The sequence below is a fragment of the Actinosynnema sp. NPDC059335 genome, from assembly GCF_042752395.1.
Lineage (GTDB): Bacteria > Actinomycetota > Actinomycetes > Mycobacteriales > Pseudonocardiaceae > Actinosynnema.
In genome coordinates this window covers 1-14987 of sequence record NZ_JBHYXZ010000070.1, presented here as the reverse complement: position 1 = coordinate 14987, position 14987 = coordinate 1, and the positions used below count along the sequence as shown (strand labels likewise).

Annotated in this window: 17 protein-coding genes; 11 read left to right on the top strand and 6 right to left on the bottom strand. The window is 73.7% G+C overall.

Going from position 1 to position 14987, the window contains the following annotated elements; genetic code table 11:
* Positions 1-47: 47 nt before the first annotated feature.
* Positions 48-1340 carry a lytic polysaccharide monooxygenase gene (locus tag ACFXGA_RS22010; protein WP_378090679.1) on the bottom strand — a complete coding sequence of 431 codons (1293 nt, stop codon included), beginning with the start codon at positions 1338-1340 and terminating at the stop codon, positions 48-50.
* Positions 1341-1449: 109 nt separating this feature from the next.
* Here ACFXGA_RS22010 and ACFXGA_RS22005 point away from each other — a divergent pair, with 109 nt between their 5' ends.
* Positions 1450-2364 (top strand): PfkB family carbohydrate kinase, encoded by a 915-nt coding sequence (locus ACFXGA_RS22005; RefSeq protein ID WP_378090678.1) that lies wholly within the window; start codon positions 1450-1452, stop codon positions 2362-2364.
* On the opposite strand, the gene ACFXGA_RS22000 is transcribed toward ACFXGA_RS22005, so the two are convergent.
* The gene (locus tag ACFXGA_RS22000; RefSeq protein ID WP_378090677.1) at positions 2344-2883 is read right to left on the bottom strand and encodes a Scr1 family TA system antitoxin-like transcriptional regulator; all 540 of its coding nucleotides are present in this window, start codon (positions 2881-2883) and stop codon (positions 2344-2346) included. The two genes, ACFXGA_RS22005 and ACFXGA_RS22000, sit on opposite strands and share 21 nt — an antisense overlap.
* A gap of 180 nt (positions 2884-3063) precedes the next feature.
* On the opposite strand from ACFXGA_RS22000, the gene ACFXGA_RS21995 reads away from it, so the two are divergent.
* From ACFXGA_RS21995 to ACFXGA_RS21975, 5 genes are all read left to right on the top strand, one after another.
* Positions 3064-3939: a helix-turn-helix domain-containing protein gene (locus ACFXGA_RS21995; RefSeq protein WP_378090676.1), complete on the top strand. Its 876-nt coding sequence runs from the start codon at positions 3064-3066 to the stop codon at positions 3937-3939.
* A complete protein-coding gene (locus ACFXGA_RS21990; RefSeq protein ID WP_378090675.1) occupies positions 3939-4139 on the top strand; it encodes a DUF397 domain-containing protein in 201 nt (66 codons plus the stop codon). The genes ACFXGA_RS21995 and ACFXGA_RS21990 overlap by 1 nt, the downstream gene beginning before the upstream one ends.
* A 120-nt stretch (positions 4140-4259) precedes the next feature.
* The gene (locus tag ACFXGA_RS21985) at positions 4260-5264 is read left to right on the top strand and encodes an NlpC/P60 family protein (protein ID WP_378090674.1); all 1005 of its coding nucleotides are present in this window, start codon (positions 4260-4262) and stop codon (positions 5262-5264) included.
* A 45-nt stretch (positions 5265-5309) separates the two neighbouring features.
* Entirely contained in the window at positions 5310-5855 is a 546-nt protein-coding gene (locus ACFXGA_RS21980; RefSeq protein ID WP_378090673.1) for a hemerythrin domain-containing protein, read from the top strand.
* A 39-nt stretch (positions 5856-5894) separates the two neighbouring features.
* Positions 5895-6287: an STAS domain-containing protein gene (locus ACFXGA_RS21975; protein WP_378090672.1), complete on the top strand. Its 393-nt coding sequence runs from the start codon at positions 5895-5897 to the stop codon at positions 6285-6287.
* A 3-nt stretch (positions 6288-6290) separates the two neighbouring features.
* Here ACFXGA_RS21975 and ACFXGA_RS21970 read toward each other — a convergent pair whose 3' ends face one another.
* The 3 genes from ACFXGA_RS21970 to ACFXGA_RS21960 all read right to left on the bottom strand — a co-directional run bounded on the left by ACFXGA_RS21970 (position 6291) and on the right by ACFXGA_RS21960 (position 8851).
* Positions 6291-7019, bottom strand: a complete 729-nt coding sequence (locus ACFXGA_RS21970; RefSeq protein WP_378090671.1) for an ATP-binding protein — start codon at positions 7017-7019, stop codon at positions 6291-6293.
* 104 nt (positions 7020-7123) lie between these two features.
* Positions 7124-8035 carry a hypothetical protein gene (locus tag ACFXGA_RS21965; RefSeq protein WP_378090670.1) on the bottom strand — a complete coding sequence of 304 codons (912 nt, stop codon included), beginning with the start codon at positions 8033-8035 and terminating at the stop codon, positions 7124-7126.
* A 168-nt stretch (positions 8036-8203) separates the two neighbouring features.
* Positions 8204-8851 (bottom strand): hypothetical protein, encoded by a 648-nt coding sequence (locus ACFXGA_RS21960; protein WP_233823514.1) that lies wholly within the window; start codon positions 8849-8851, stop codon positions 8204-8206.
* Between the two features lie 116 nt (positions 8852-8967).
* Between ACFXGA_RS21960 and ACFXGA_RS21955 the strand changes: the two genes are divergently transcribed.
* From ACFXGA_RS21955 to ACFXGA_RS21945, 3 genes are all read left to right on the top strand, one after another.
* Positions 8968-9312, top strand: a complete 345-nt coding sequence (locus ACFXGA_RS21955) for an ArsR/SmtB family transcription factor (RefSeq protein WP_378090669.1) — start codon at positions 8968-8970, stop codon at positions 9310-9312.
* Positions 9309-9926, top strand: coding sequence for an SRPBCC domain-containing protein (locus ACFXGA_RS21950; protein WP_378090668.1), 618 nt, complete (start codon positions 9309-9311; stop codon positions 9924-9926). The genes ACFXGA_RS21955 and ACFXGA_RS21950 overlap by 4 nt, the downstream gene beginning before the upstream one ends.
* Before the next feature lie 92 nt (positions 9927-10018).
* Positions 10019-10339 (top strand): DUF3140 domain-containing protein, encoded by a 321-nt coding sequence (locus ACFXGA_RS21945; protein WP_378090667.1) that lies wholly within the window; start codon positions 10019-10021, stop codon positions 10337-10339.
* Between the two features lie 191 nt (positions 10340-10530).
* Here ACFXGA_RS21945 and ACFXGA_RS21940 read toward each other — a convergent pair whose 3' ends face one another.
* Positions 10531-11838: an NAD(P)/FAD-dependent oxidoreductase gene (locus ACFXGA_RS21940; RefSeq protein WP_378090666.1), complete on the bottom strand. Its 1308-nt coding sequence runs from the start codon at positions 11836-11838 to the stop codon at positions 10531-10533.
* A gap of 71 nt (positions 11839-11909) precedes the next feature.
* Here ACFXGA_RS21940 and ACFXGA_RS21935 point away from each other — a divergent pair, with 71 nt between their 5' ends.
* Entirely contained in the window at positions 11910-12626 is a 717-nt protein-coding gene (locus ACFXGA_RS21935) for an HAD family hydrolase (protein ID WP_378090665.1), read from the top strand.
* Between the two features lie 23 nt (positions 12627-12649).
* Positions 12650-14965 carry a glycoside hydrolase family 65 protein gene (locus ACFXGA_RS21930; RefSeq protein WP_378090708.1) on the top strand — a complete coding sequence of 772 codons (2316 nt, stop codon included), beginning with the start codon at positions 12650-12652 and terminating at the stop codon, positions 14963-14965.
* Positions 14966-14987: the final 22 nt, after the last annotated feature.

Here is a 14987-nt window from a genome sequence, read left to right as displayed (position 1 = left end):
CCACCACCCAACACTGCGGGGGGCATGCCCCGCTAAGCGCCAGAACATCAGCCCGCGGCGCACAGGGCGCCGTTGAGGGTGAACGACGTCGGGTTCGCGGGCGTCCCCTGCGACGAGCCGTTGAACCCGAAGCTCACCGACTGACCCGGCTGGATGTTCTGGTTCCAGCTCGCACCCTTCGCGGTGGCCTTGCCCGACGCGACGGCGACCTCGGCCGACCACGCCTGGGTGATGCCCTGGCCGCTCGGGACGTCCCACACGAGCTGCCACGCGTTGACCGCGCTGGTGCCCGTGTTCTTCACCGACACGTTCGCGGTGAAGCCGCCGGACCACGAGCTGGGCACGCTGTACGTCACCGCGCACGCGCCGGGCGTGGTGCCGCCGCCCGTCGTCGTCCGCACCGACACGACGGCCGACGGCGTCGAGGTGTTGCCCGCCGCGTCCCGCGCCACCACGTAGAACTGGTACGCCGTGTCCGCGGTCAGGCCGGTGACCGTGGCGGTGGTGCCCGAGGTCGTCGCGACCGCGACGTCCGTCGCGCCCGCCTCGCGGTACACCGTGTAGCCGGTCACGCCGACGTTGTCGGTGGCCGCGGCCCAGCTCAACGCGACCGAGGTGGACGAGGCCGTGGCCGTGGGGGCGCCCGGCGCGGCCGGGGCCTGGGTGTCGCCGCCGCCGGAGCCGCCGGTGAAGTTCACGTCCGAGCAGCTGTAGAACGCCTCGGGGCTGTCACTGCGCTGCCAGATCGAGTAGATGATGTGGCGGCCGGTCTTGTTGGGCAGGGTGCCGTTCCACGAGTACTCGCCGTTGCCCAGCGGCGGGTTGGTGATGCTGTCGAACGGCGCGGGCTCCAGGTCGGACCACTTCAGCGGCTGCGTGACGTCGAAGCCGTCCTTGGTGACGTACTGGTCCCACCGGCCCGGGTGCGGGGCCCACGCGTTGTACTTGAAGGTGATCGGCGCGCCCGCCCGCAGGGTGGTCACCGGCCAGTCGCTGCGGGCCAGGTTGTAGGCGTCGTACTTGGTGGTCGGCCCGCACAGGTCGCCGTCGGCGATGATCTCGCGGTGCCGGCCGCCGGCCAGGCTGATGAGGTTGCCGTACCAGTCCCACAGCGGTTGCTTGCCACCGATCTGCACCGCGGCGACGCACGCGGGGTTCGTCGGGTTCAGGTCACCGCCGCCGCCACCGATCCTGCCGTCCTCGTAGCAGGCGTAGGTGCGGCTCGGGGGGAAGGTCATCGAACCGTGCGCCAGCGCCACGCCGCTCTGGGCGAACACGCTGGTCACACCGACGATACCGAGCGCGGCCACGGCCAACGCCCCAAAGCGCTTGAGTCGCAAGGACATTCTCCTTCAGATCGACGGTGATCTGCGAACCACGGGACTGGGAGCGCTCCCAGAATTACGATCGCATTACCGGTGACGCCACGTCAACGCTCCGTTTCAACTGGTGGCCACCGGGTACCGCACCGACATGCGGATCGCGGTGGTCGGTCAGATAGCCCGTGACCTGGTGTTGGTGGTCCCCGAGGTGCCCGCGCGGGGCGGTCGGGCGGGGGTGCTGGAACGTCGTGAAATGCTCGGCGGCAAGGGCGCGAACATCGCCCGGGGCACCAGGCAGCTGGGCGCAACGGCCGCCCTGGTGGGCGTCGTCGGGGACGACCGGGAGGGCCGCCTGCTGGTCGAGCGGCTGGACGCGGACGGCGTAGCCACGGCCGGGGTGGTGCGCCGGGAGGGCGTCCGAACGGCCCTGATCGTGGACGTCGTCTGCGACGGCGGCTACCGCTACCTGGAGGACGTCCCCGCCGCGACGCTCGTCACCGCGGCGGACGTCCGGGCGGCGTCGGCGCTGCTGGCCGGCGCGGACGCGGTGGTCGTGCAGTTGCAGCAACCGGCCGACGCGGCGCTGGCGGCGGTGCGCGCGGCGGGCGGGCTGGTCGTGCTGGACGGCGCGCCGGACGGGCGGGAGGCCGAGCTGCTGGCGGCGGCCGACGTGGTGCGCGCCGACCACCGGGAGGCGGAGCTGCTGACCGGGCGGGCGATCACCGGCGTGGACGCGGCCCTGCGGGCCGGGCGCGAGCTGCTGGGCCGGGGGCCGTCGGTGGTGGCGCTGGAGGCGCCGGGCGAGGCGAACGTGCTGGTGTGGGACGGCGGGTCGGCGGCGGTCCCGCTGACCGACGAGGACGTCGTGGACACGACCGGCGGCGGTGACGCGTTCGTGGCCGCGCTGACCGTGGGCCTGGCGCGCGGCGACGGCCCGGAGCAGGCGGGCCGGCTGGCCACCGCCGCCTCGGGCCGCGCGGTCCGCCACCCCGGCGGCCGGACGGACCTCACCGGCCTGTCGCTAGTCGGTGATCTCGGCTAGGTGGGCGAAGAGGGCGTTCGCCAGCTCGACGTGCCGGGGGTCCTCGGTGAACATCGCGCGGTGCACGCACGGGTAGAACACGACCGCCGGGCCGTCGGCGAGGGTGAACCGGGTCAACGGGTGGTTCACCACGCCGGGGTAGGCGCCCGCGCTGTACGGGATCACGCGGACCACGACGTCGGTTCGGTCCACCGCAGTGCCCTCCAGCACGTAGGCCGTGCAGCGGTCGGCGTCGAGCCGGTCCAGCGCCGGGTGGATGCCCAGCGGCGCGAGCAGGTCGATCCGCTCGGCGGTGCGGCACAGCACGTTGAGCACGCTGGACGACTCCGCCCCCCAGGCGCACCACGTGGTCTGGTCGGCGGCCGGCGAGGACGCGATGCCGTCCTCCAGCCGGCGGATCCAGTCCGGTGACTGCCGGGTGCGCGCGGCGAGTTCGGCCACGGTCAACCCCGAGTCCTCGCGGGCCCGGCGGAGTTCCCGGCCGAGCAGGCGGCCACGCAGCGTGGGTTTGATGTCCATCGTGGTCACTACCTCACTGCCGGAGACCGTTCGGGCACCTCGCGTGTCACTCCGAAGCTATATTGATACTTATCTTCCTGTCGATTCATCGGACGAGTGCGCTTGTCGCTACCCTGTGTGGCGCTCCGCATACAGGATCGAGCCAGCGGTCTCGATGATCAGGCGCGACAGGATGAGGGCATGGGCGACGACGCCCCGATCTCCAGCACGGTTCAGGCGTGGGAACTCGGGTTGAGGCTGCGCGAGCACCGGGAGCGGCTCGGGCTCACCGCGGCGGCGGTCGGCAAGACGACGGGCATCGGCGGCACGAACCTGTCCGCGATCGAGTCCGGCAAGCGCCGGCTGACCCCCGCCAAGCTCGGCGACCTCGCCGACGCCTACGGGCTGTCGGCCGGCGAGCGCGCCGAGCTGGAGGCGCTGCGCGCGCAGACCGAGCGGCGCGAGTGGTGGCACGAGTACGGCCGGCTCTACTCGGACGAGTTCCTGCGGCTGCTGGGGTTGGAGGCGGGCGCGGACAAGGTCTTCGAGTACGCGCCGGACATCATCCCGGGGCTGTTGCAGACCGCCGACTACGCGCGGGCCGTGATGGTCGCGGGCACGCCCTACATCCGGCCGGTCGACATCGGCCCGCGGCTGCGCACGCGGCTCGCGCGGCAGGTCCGGCTGGACGGCCCGGACCCGCTCAAGCTCGACGTGGTGCTCGGCGAGGCCGCGTTGCGGCAGTGGGTCGGGGACCCGGGCGTCGTGCGCGGGCAGCTCGCCCACCTGCTCCACGTCCTCGACCGCAAGGGGGACCACGTCCGCATCCGCGTGATCCCGTTCATGGCGGGCGCGCACCCGCTGCTCGGCTCGGCGCTGAAGATCCTCTCCTTCCGCTCCGCGAAGCTCGGCGACCTGCTGTACCAGGAGACGGCGATCAGCGGTGTCCTCGTGGACAAGCGCCAGGTGATAGTCGAGTCGGTGGCGAGCTTCGCGGAGACGTTCGACCGGGCCCTCGGCGACCACGACTCGCGCGACTTCATCCGCGCGGTCTACCACGAGATGGAGCGCTTCTGATGCCCCACAGCCCCTCCGCCACCGCGCGCGGCTGGTTCAAGAGCAGCTTCAGCACCGCGTCCGGCGACTGCGTCGAGGTCCGGTTCGACGGCGACGTGGTGCGGGTGCGCGACTCGAAGGACCGGGGGCTCGGCCCGGTGCTCTGCGTGGGTTCCGACCGGTGGCGGCGGTTCACCCGCGCCGTGCGGGCGGACCGGTGACACGCCCCGGTGGGGCCGTTGGTGGACGAGCCGCGACCGGTTCCGTAACCTGACCGCGACCTGGGCGGGTGTAACCCGTTCGAGGGCAGCCCACCCGGTGTGAAGGAGGACCGCGCGACCGTGGCGTCGACAACCGCTCAGCGCACCGTCCGCGCGGCCCTGACGGCGACGGCCGTCTCCGTGCTGATCGGGGCCGTCCCGCCCCTCCCCCACGCCGCGGCGGACCCCGAGGCGCCGTCGAACGCCTCGGAGGCGTTGCGGAAGTACAACGAGCTGTCCACCCAGGCCGAGGCGCTGAACGAGGAGCACCTGCGGGCGCAGGAGGCCCTGACGAACGCGCAGGGAGCGCTCGACCAGGCCAACCGCGACCTCACCGCGGCGCAGCAGGCGCAGGAGTCGCTGCGCGGCCAGGTGGACCTGCTCACCGAGGCGTCCTTCGAGGGCGCGCGGTTCAACCAGCTCTCCGCGCTGCTCGTCAGCGACTCGCAACAGGACTTCCTCAACCGCATGTCCGCGCTCGGCGTGCTGGCGGGCGACAGCGCGGAGGCGTTGCAGGGCCTCGGCGAGGCCGTCGACCGCGCCAACGACGCCGCCCGCCGCGCCACCGAGGCCGCCGGGGCCGCGAACCAGGCGATCGCGGACATCGACCAGCGCAAGGCCGCGCTCGACGGGCAGATCGCCGAGGCCCGCGACGCGTACCGCTCGTTGAGCCCGGCCGAACGGGCGGCGTTGAACAACGCGGGCGACATGAGCGAGATCCCGGTGCCGTCGGGCACGGCGGGCCGGGCGCTGGCGTTCGCGCTGGCGCAACGCGGCAAGGACTACGTGTACGGCTCGAACGGTCCGGACACGTGGGACTGCTCCAGCCTGATGCAGGCGGCATACCGGTCGGCGGGCATCGCCATCCCGCGCACCACCTACGGCCAGGCCACCATCGGCCGGTCGGTGTCGCGCAACGACGTGAAGGCCGGCGACCTGATCATCTACTACTCGGGGCGGACGCACGTGGCGATGGCGATCGACGGCCTGCGCGCGGTGCACGCGTCCACCGAGGGCGTGCCCGTGAAGATCCAGGACATCGAGTCCATCGGGCCCGTCGACGTGATCCGACGCGTGGTCGGCTGATCTCCGGGTACTACTCCTGCGCCACATCACGTGACGGAGGACGACATGCCCGACGTAGTCGATCTGATCATGCAGGACCACCGCGAGGTGGAGCGGCTGTTCGCCGAGCTGAAGGACCACCCGGAGAAGCGGCCGCTGCTGGTGCCCGTGCTGACCGCCGTGCTCACCGCGCACAGCCGCGCCGAGGAGGCCGAGGTCTACCCGGTCGCCAAGGACGAGGCGGGCGAGACCGAGGAGGTCGAGCACAGCCAGGAGGAGCACGCCGACGCCGAGCGGCTGCTGCTCAAGCTGTCCGGGACGGATCCGACGTCGGCCGCGTTCGACGACGTGCTGCGGGAGCTGGTCGAGTCCGTGACGCACCACGTCGAGGAAGAGGAGTCGACGGTCCTGCCGGGCATGCGCGAGCGGTTGGACGACGCGCGGCGCGAGGAGCTGGGGCGGGCGTTCGCCGAGAGCCGGGCCCGGCACCTGGGCGACCGGCCGGGTGAGGAAACGCGCGAGGAACTGCTCGCGCAGGCGCGCAACGCGGGCCTGTCGGGGGCGTCGGGGATGAGCAAGTCGGAGCTGGCGAAGGAGTTGCACCGGTCCTGACGGGGGCTCACAGTTTGCGTGGGCCTAGGCTGAGCGCGGTTGAGCAGACAGCCGCACACTGCCGACCACACCCTGGAGTGGGACATGGACGACTTCACCGACGCCGTCACGTTCACGACGCGCGAGGTGTCCGCGGGTGTGGTGGTCGTCGCCGTGGCGGGTGAACTCGACATGGCGACGACACCGGCGGTGGAGGGTCACGTCCGCGCCGTGCTCGGCCGCCCGGTCCGGGTGCTGGTGCTCGACCTGTCCGGGGTGACGTTCCTCGGGTCGACCGGGATCAACATGCTGATCGCGCTGCGCGCGGCGTGCGTGGCGGAGGACACGGCGTTGCGGCTGGTGGTGACGACGAAGGTCGTGCGGCAGCCGTTGCAGCTGACCGGGCTGGTGGACCGGTTCACGATCGTGGCGGCCGTGGACGAGGCGAGCTGACGGTCACCCGTCCAGGACCGCCCAGACGATCTTGCCGCCCCGCGGTCGCCGGTAGCAGCCCCACGTCCGGCTCAACGACGACACGATCATGATGCCCCGCCCGCCCGGCCGCAGCGGCTCGACCGCCGGCGTGGCGGGCGGGTCGGGGTCGTCGTCGCACACCGCGATGGTCAGGGCGCGGCCGTTCAGCCGCAGGCGCAGCACCGGGGCGGAACGCGCGTGGCGGACGGCGTTCTCGACCAGTTCGGTGGCCACCGTGGCGGCGCTGGGGACGAGGTGGGCGACGACCCAGCGCTCGCAGGCGTCCCGGACGAAGCACCGCGCGAGCCGGCCGCCGGCGAGGGAGGCGGGCAGGCGGATCTCGGCGCGGTGGTCGGGCGCGTGGTCGGGCGGGCGTTCGGCGGCGGCCAGGGCGGCGGTGAGCGTGGTGAACCGGGGCACCGCGGCGGCCGCCCGGGAGCGCCGGTGGCCGGGCGTCTCGGCGACCAGCAGCACCGGCACGCCCGGCCACTCGGCCACGCGTTGGCAGACCGTCGTGAAGACCGACATGAACGCGGGCGTGGCGCACTCGAAGCCGTCGTCCAGCCGGACGACGAGCGCGGTCGGCTCGTCGGCGGCGCACTCCAGCAGCCCGTCGCGCAGGTCGCGATAGGTGGTCAAGTCGAGCGTGCCGGCCGGGCGCAGCACCGCGACGCCGGCGACGTCGGTGCGGTGGAGCGCCAGCGCGGTCACGTCGGGCCTCGCGTCGGCATCAGGTCACCCCGACCGGGGCGTACCCGGGCGGTGCGGGCCTATGCGTTCGGTTGTGCGCTGGTTCGGCGGGTTCGGGGGTTGGGTCAGCGGGCGGGTGAGGCGACCTTCGGCTTCGGGGTCCACTGGGTGTAGCCGGCGCGCTCGGCTTCGGCGACGGAGGCGAAGGTGACGTCGCCCTTCATGCGCTTGTAGTACGGCGAGTCCGGGGTGTGGAAGATCATCGACTTGGAGTTCGCCTTGACCGCCAGGCCCTCCGGGTTCCCGGTCGCGGCGGTCGCGGCGGGCTGCGCCTCCGGCTCTGCGGCGACGTGCTCCGCGGCAACCGGCTCCGCCTCAACCGGCACGGCGGCAACCGGGTCTGCGGCGACCGGCTCGGCAGGGGCGGCGGGCGCGGCGGGCTGGGCGGCAACCGGCTCGGCGGCGGCAACCGGCTCGGTGGGCGCGGACTCGGCGGGCTCCACGGCGGCCGGCTCGGCAGGCGCGGACTCGGCGGGCGCGGCGGCAGGGGTCGGCTCGGCGGCGATCGGCTCGGCGGTCGTGGTCGGCTCGGCGGCGGCAGCCGGTGCGGGCTCGGGTTCGGCGACGGCCGGCTCGGGGGCGGCTTCGGCGGCGGTCGGCTCGGCGGTGGTGGAGTCCGCGACAGCAGGCTTGGCGGCGGGCTCGGCGGCAACCGGCTCGGCGGCGGTTTCGGCGCGGACCGGCTCGGTGGCGGCCGGCGTGGCGGCGGTCGGGGCGGCAGGGACCGAGTCCGTGGTGGCCGCGGCGGGCGCGGGTGCCGGGGTCGTCGGCGCGGAGGTGGTGGGCTCGGCGGCGGCGGCGGCCTCGTCGGTGGCGGTGGCCTTCGGGGTGGTCGGTGCGGTGGTGGCGTTCGGGGTGGTCGCCTGGTCGAGGCGGGCGCGCAGGTCGCGGATGGTGGGGTTGAGGCGCGACCAGACCAGGGCCGCGCCCGCCAGGAACGCCGCCACGCACAGGACGAGGGTGAACAACCAGGACACTGCCAACTCCTACGGCCACAGCTTGCGGAACAGGACGTCGACCGGTCGCGTCACGGCGGGCCGCGCACGGCTCGGGCGGCAGGGGCCACCGGCGGGCGTCGCTGCCCGGAAGCGCACGAACCCGCCGGCCGAGAATCACCGTGTCGGGAACCACAGACTAAGGACGTGTCAAGCGGCGTTCGGCAGCACCCCCTGCCGACACCCGCACCGGCTGCACACCGGGTGCGCGGGCAGCCGCACGTCGGCCAGCAGCTTCCGGGCGTCGTCGAACGTCGGCACCCGCTGCCCCGGCACCAGCAGGCTGTCCAGCACCTCCTGCCGCCGCCGCGCCAACTCGCGCGACCGCTCCACCGGGTCCTTCACCCTGGCCCGCACCCGCTCCCGCGACTGCTCGCGCGCGAGGCTGCCCGCCGCGCTCAGCGGCCGCCGGGGCCGCGGCTCGGTCAGCCGGGCGTTGCGGCGGTTGATCCGCCACCACGCGCCCAGCGTCATGCCCGCCACCGGGGGGCGCGCTCGCCGCGCGCCCCCCTGCCACCACGACCGCAGCCGCGCACGGAGGAAGTCGTGCGCCACCTGGTCGCGGTTGCGCGGGCTGCCCTGCCTCGTGCCGTCCGGCCTGCGGTCGACCGCCGCCAGCAGGGCATCGACGCTCCACCCCTCGCCGAACCACGGCTCGACGACCCGGCGCACGGCGGCGCGGTGGGCGTCGGGCCAGGTGGCGCGCAGGCAGAGCGCCTCGACCGCCGTGTCGATCTCGGCGTCGGTCTCGGGGATGACACGGCCGGGCCACTGACGGGGATCGAGTCGAACACGCATCGCATGGCTCCCTTCGAACGCGTACCGAACATCCGTTCGAGATAGTGCCACCGACCACCGACAATTCCGGAGCCTTAGATTTGACTTATATAAGCCGAGCCTGAAAGATGCAGGTCGTGCACGCGTTCGACGTACTCGGCGATCCCGTCCGTCGCCGCATCCTGGAGCTGTTGGCCGACGGCGAGCAGACCTCCGGGGCGGTCACGGAGGTGGTCCGCCGGGAGTTCGGCATCTCGCAGCCCGCCGTCTCCCAGCACCTGCGGGTGCTGCGCGAGAACGGCTTCGCCCGCGTCCGCGCGGAAGGCACCCGACGCCTCTACGCGGTGGACGACCAGGGGCTGCGGGAGGTGGACGAGTGGCTCGACCGGTTCCGCCGGTTCTGGAGCGGGCACCTCGACGCGCTGGCCACCGAACTCGCGCGCGGCAAGCGCGAGAGGCGACTCAAGGAGGAACGACAGTGATCGACATCGCCGCCCAGCTCAAGGCCATCCACCGCGAGGTGAACGCGGGCTCGGACGAGACCGTCGGTGTGCTGCTGCGCCGCACGTACGACGCGGCGGCCGAGGACGTGTGGGACGCGGTGACCGACCCCGACCGGCTCCGGCGCTGGTTCATGCCGATCAGCGGCGACCTGCGCGAGGGCGGCGACTTCCAGCTGGAGGGCAACGCGGGCGGCCGGATCCTGACGTGCTCGCCGCCGAAGCTGCTGCGGGTCACGTTCGGCGGCGAGACCAGCATCGTGGAGCTGCGCCTGGTCGCGGACGAGGACGAGCGGACGACGGTCGAGCTGGAGCACACCGTGCCCAAGGCGATGGCCGGCAGCGGCGCGGGCGCGCTCTACGTCGGCCCCGGCTGGGACGGCGCGCTGCTCGGCCTCGCCCTCTGGCTGGCGGGCGAGGTCGCGGAGGGCGACGACCCGACCGCCGCCGCCAACTCGCCCGAGACGCAGCGGTTCAACCTCGGGTCGATCGAGGCGTGGACGGCGGCCGTCGAGGCGTCCGGCAGCGCCACCGAGGAGGAGGTCCAGGCGGCCGTCGCGGCGGCGAAGGCGCAGTACGCGCCGGACCTGATCTGACCCCGGCGGGACCCCGGCCCCCGCGTCGTCGGGGCCGGGTTCGCCCCGCCGTGGCCGTTTCGACCGGTCCCGCGGCGGCAAACCTCATCCCCATGACCGACACCTTGTGGGACGAGTTCCACCGCGTGGTGAACATGACCTCGCACGAGCTGGAGGAGTGGTTGCGGACCCGCTCGGCGGACGAGGACAGCGAGACCGTGCCGGACCAGGCGGGGACGCCGACCGGCCAGGAGGTCCTCCGGGTCCTGCGCAAGCGCCGCACGGACCTGACCACCGAGGACGTCAGGGTGATGCGCAAGGTCGTGGACCGGGTGCACGAGCAGCGCCGGGCCGACCTGGAGCCGACCGCGGGCGAGGCGCACTGGCGGCACCGCCTCATGTCGATCGGCCACGACCCGCTGAAGCCCGCCTGACCCGAAGCCCGGTGACGGCCCCGCACGGCCGGCCCGCACGGCGCGCCCCTCGACCGGGCACGCCGTCGGGCCTCACCGGCCGGTGTTCGCCGACGCCGGCCGGTCGCGGCCTCCTCCGACCTCACCGACGCCGCCCCGTGGCGGCTTCCTCGCGCCTCACCGACGCCGGCCGGTCGCGGCCCCTTCCGGCCTCACCGGCGCTGGCCGGTGGCGGCCTTCTCGACGTCGCCCAGCCGCACGCCCGCCTCCGGGACCAGCCCGAACTGCACCACCTGGCGACGGGCGAGCAGGTCGGTCAGCCAGTCGACCGCCACCCGCAGCCGGTTGCCCGGCATCGCGAGCAGGTGGTACCCGCGGGCGACCGCCTTCGCCGGCACGCCGGTCATCGGCACCCGCAGCGGGTTGGCGACGGCCTGCGAGCCCGCCAGGTCGACCACGAAACCGAGGTCGCGGTGCCGGTAGGCGCCCACGTCGCCGTGCCCGAGCGACGCCGCGACGTTGCGCCCGGCGAGCTTGCCCTGCCGCTGCGCGTGCTGCGCGGTCATCGGGGTCGGCTCGCCGTCGTGGTACACGTCGGGCACGGCGGCCACGTCGCCGGCCGCGAACACGTGCGGGTGCGTCGGCACGGCCAGCGTCGGGTCCACCACGACCCGCCCCTTCACCGTGGACAACGCCACCGACTCCACCAGCGGGTCGGGCCGCACGCCCACGCACCACACCAGGGTCCGGGTCGGGATGCGGCTGCCGTCGGTCAGCACGGCGCAGTCCGGGGTGACCTCCTTGACGCTGGTCTCCAGCCGGAGGTCCACGCCGCGGGCGCGCAGCACCCGCGCGGCCGGTCCGGACAGCCGGTCGTCCAGGCCGGGCAGCACGCGCGGCGCCATGTCCACGAGCACCCACTTGATCTCGGACTCCGCGAGCCCGGTGCGCCCGCGCAACGCCGACCGGGTGAGCTGCTGGCCCTGCGCCACCAGCTCCGTGCCCGTGTACCCGGCCCCGACCACGACGAACGTCGCCCGCGCCGCCCGCTCGGCCGGGTCGGTCGCCTGCTCGGCCAGCTCGACCTGCCGCAGCACGTGGTCGCGCAGGAACACCGCCTCGGCGACCGACTTGAACCCGAACGCGTGCTCCGCCACGCCCGGGATCGACAGCAGCCGGGTGACCGAGCCCGCGGTCAGCACGAGCCGGTCCCACTCCAGCACGTGCTCGCGCCCCTCCACGTCCACCGCGGTGCACGTGCGGGTGGCCAGGTCGATGCCGGTGACGTTCGCCTGCACCAACCGCGTGCGGGGCAGCTTCGGCCGCAGCGGCACGGCGACCCGGCGCGGGTCCAGCGAGCCGCCCGCCACCTCCGGCAGCAGCGGCACGTACAGCATGTAGTCGGTGGGGTTGACCGCCACCAGTTCGGCGGCGTCGGCCGGGAGCACGCGTTCCAGCGTGCGCAGGCAGTGGTAGCCCGCGAAGCCCGTTCCGACGACCAGCACGCGCGGCTTGCCCATGGTCAGATCCCTCCGCCGTTGTGCGTCCGACCAGCGGGTACCCCGGACCGGGAACGGGTAGACAACTGACCATGGCCCTCGGACTGCCTGACGCGATCACCGCCTGCCTCTTCGACCTGGACGGCGTGCTCACGAGCACGGCCGTGCTGCACCGCCGCGCCTGGCGGCGCACGTTCGACGACTTCCTGCGCCCGCTCGGCCAACCTCCGTTCGCCGAATCGGACTACCTGAAGTACGTGGACGGGCGGCCCCGGTACGACGGCGTGCGGGAGTTCCTGGCCTCGCGCGGCATCACGCTGCCCGAGGGCGCGCCGGACGACCCGCCGGACCGCGACACGGTGCACGGCGTCGGCAACCGCAAGAACGACCTGTTGGAGGCCATCATCCGACACGAAGGTGTGACGCCCTACGCGGGCACGGTCCCCTACCTGAGCGCGGTGCGCGACGAAGGGCTAGCCATCGGCGTGGTGACGTCGTCGGCGAACGCGCGCAAGGTGCTCGACGCGGCGGGCCTCAGCCCGTTCGTGCAGGCCCTGGTGGACGGCGTGGTGATCGTCCACGACGGGCTCAAGGGCAAGCCCGCGCCCGACTCGTTCCTGGCGGGCGCGAAGCTGCTCGGCACGGGCCCGGAGCACGCGGCCGTGTTCGAGGACGCGCTGGCGGGCGTGCAGGCGGGCCGCGCGGGCGGGTTCGGGCACGTGGTCGGCGTGGACCGGACCGGCCAGCGGGACGCGCTGCTGGCGCACGGCGCGGACGTCGTGGTCGAGGACCTGGCGGAGCTGCTGTGAGCGGCTGGGAGGTCCACCCCTGGATGGTGCGCTGGGACGGCCTCGCGGTCGACCAGCTGCGCCGGACCGAGTCGGTGTTCGCGCTGTCCAACGGGCACATCGGCCTGCGCGGCACGCTGGACGAGGGCGAGCCGCGCGGCCTGCCCGGCACCTACCTCAACGGGTTCTACGAGGAGCACGCGCTGCCGTACGGCGAAGGCGGCTATGGCTACCCCGAGGCGGGCCAGACGGTCGTCAACGTCACCGACGGCAAGGTGATCCGCCTGCTGGTCGAGGACGAGCCGCTGGACATGCGCTACGGCCGCGCCCACGCCCACCGGCGCGAACTCGACTTCCGCACGGGCACGCTGCGCCGCCGCACGGAGTGGGAGTCCCCGACCGGCCGCCGGGTCACCGTGCGGTCGGAACGGCTCGTGTCGCTGACCCAGCGGGCCGTGGCGGCGATCCTCTACGAGGTCGAGCCGAGCGAGGACGTGCAGCTCGTCGTGCAGTCCGACCTGCTGGCCAACGAGCCGGTGGAGAACGAGGGCGACGATCCGCGCGTCGCCGCGGCCCTGAACGAACCGCTGGTGTCGGACTTCGCGCACGCCGAGGACTACCGGGCCGTGCTGGCGCACCACGCGCGCAACTCCGGGCTGCGGATGGCCGCGGCCATGGACCACGAGCTGGAGGTCCACGACGGGTTGCGCACGGAGATCCGCGCCGAGGGCGACCTGGCCCGGTTCACCGCGGCCGTGGACGTGCCCGCGGGCGGCAGGCTGCGGCTGGTCAAGTACCTGGGGTACGGCTGGTCGGCGCAGCGGTCCGTGCCCGCGCTGCGGGCGCAGGTCGAGGCCGCGCTGGCGGGCGCGCGGCAGACCGGTTGGGAGGGCCTGCTGGCCGAGCAGCGGCGGTTCCTGGACGACTTCTGGGAGGTCGCCGACATCGAGCTGCACGGCGACGACGAGCTGCAGCAGGCGCTGCGGTTCGCGTTGTTCCACATCATGCAGGCGGCGGTGCGCGGCGAGACGCGGGCGATCCCGGGCAAGGGGCTGACCGGGCCCGGCTACGACGGGCACGCGTTCTGGGACACCGAGATGTTCGTGCTGCCCGTGCTGGCCTACACCGTGCCCGAGGCGGCGCGGGACGCGCTGCGGTGGCGGCACTCGACGCTGGACAAGGCGCGCGAGCGGGCCGAGGTGCTCGGGCAGCGCGGCGCGGCGTTCCCGTGGCGCTCGATCAGCGGCGCGGAGTGCTCGGCCTACTGGCCCGCGAGCACGGCGGCGTTCCACGTCAACGGCGACGTCTCGCACGCCGTGGCGCAGTACGTCAACGCCACCGGCGACCACGGGTTCGAGCGCGAGTGCGGCGCGGAGATCCTGGTGGAGACCGCGCGGCTGTGGATGTCGCTGGGCCACCACGACCAGCACGGCGGGTTCCGCATCGACGGCGTGACCGGGCCGGACGAGTACTCGGCGGTGGTCGACAACAACGTCTACACCAACCTCATCGCGCAGGAGAACCTGCGCAACGCGGCGGCGGCGTGCGAGCGGCACCCCGACGTGGCCGAGCGGCTCGACGCGACCACCGAGGAGGTGGGGTCCTGGCGGAAGGCGGCCGACGGGATGCTGATCCCCTACGACGAGCTGCTGGACGTGCACCAGCAGTCGGAGGGGTTCACCTCGCACGCCGAGTGGGACTTCGAGGGCACCGACCCCGACGAGTACCCCCTGCTGCTCAACCGGCCGTACTTCGACCTGTACCGCAAGCAGGTGGTCAAGCAGGCCGACCTGGTGCTGGCCATGCACGTGCGGGGCGACGCGTTCACGGCGGCGCAGAAGGCGCGCAACTTCGCCTACTACGAGCAGCGGACGGTGCGCGACTCCTCGCTGTCCGCCGGCACGCAGGCGGTGCTGGCGGCCGAGGTCGGCGCGGCGCGGCTCGCCTACGACTACCTGGCCGAGGCCGCGTTCACCGACCTGCACGACCTGCACCGCAACGTCCACAACGGACTGCACATGGCGTCGCTCGCGGGCGCGTGGATCGCGCTCGTGGCCGGGTTCGGCGGGATGCGCGACCACGGCGGCGAGCTGTCGTTCGCGCCGCGCCTGCCGCCCGGGTTGAGCCGGATGGCGTTCCGCATGTCGTTCCGCGGCACCCGCCTCGCGGTGGAGGTCGAGCCGGGCTCGGCCACGTACCGGATCGTGTCGGGCGAGGCGTTGGCCACCCGCCACCACGGCGAGCCGATCGTGGTCGAACCGGGCCGGCCCGTCACGGTGTCCACACCGGACGCGCCGGAGCCGCCGGTGCTGCGCCAGCCGCCGAACACCCCGCCCCCGCGGATGGTGACCCCGCTGTGACTGATAAACAAATACAATCCCA

Excerpts from the sequence above, each read along its gene's own strand:
- ACFXGA_RS21995 (WP_378090676.1), top strand. The coding sequence starts at position 3,064 with ATGGGCGACGACGCCCCGATCTCCAGCACGGTTCAGGCGTGGGAACTC.
- ACFXGA_RS21980 (WP_378090673.1), top strand. The coding sequence starts at position 5,310 with ATGCCCGACGTAGTCGATCTGATCATGCAGGACCACCGCGAGGTGGAG.
- ACFXGA_RS21940 (WP_378090666.1), bottom strand. The coding sequence starts at position 11,838 with ATGGGCAAGCCGCGCGTGCTGGTCGTCGGAACGGGCTTCGCGGGCTAC.
- ACFXGA_RS21935 (WP_378090665.1), top strand. The coding sequence starts at position 11,910 with ATGGCCCTCGGACTGCCTGACGCGATCACCGCCTGCCTCTTCGACCTG.
- ACFXGA_RS22000 (WP_378090677.1), bottom strand. The coding sequence starts at position 2,883 with ATGGACATCAAACCCACGCTGCGTGGCCGCCTGCTCGGCCGGGAACTC.
- ACFXGA_RS21960 (WP_233823514.1), bottom strand. The coding sequence starts at position 8,851 with ATGCGTGTTCGACTCGATCCCCGTCAGTGGCCCGGCCGTGTCATCCCC.
- ACFXGA_RS21990 (WP_378090675.1), top strand. The coding sequence starts at position 3,939 with ATGCCCCACAGCCCCTCCGCCACCGCGCGCGGCTGGTTCAAGAGCAGC.
- ACFXGA_RS21945 (WP_378090667.1), top strand. The coding sequence starts at position 10,019 with ATGACCGACACCTTGTGGGACGAGTTCCACCGCGTGGTGAACATGACC.
- ACFXGA_RS21930 (WP_378090708.1), top strand. The coding sequence starts at position 12,650 with ATGGTGCGCTGGGACGGCCTCGCGGTCGACCAGCTGCGCCGGACCGAG.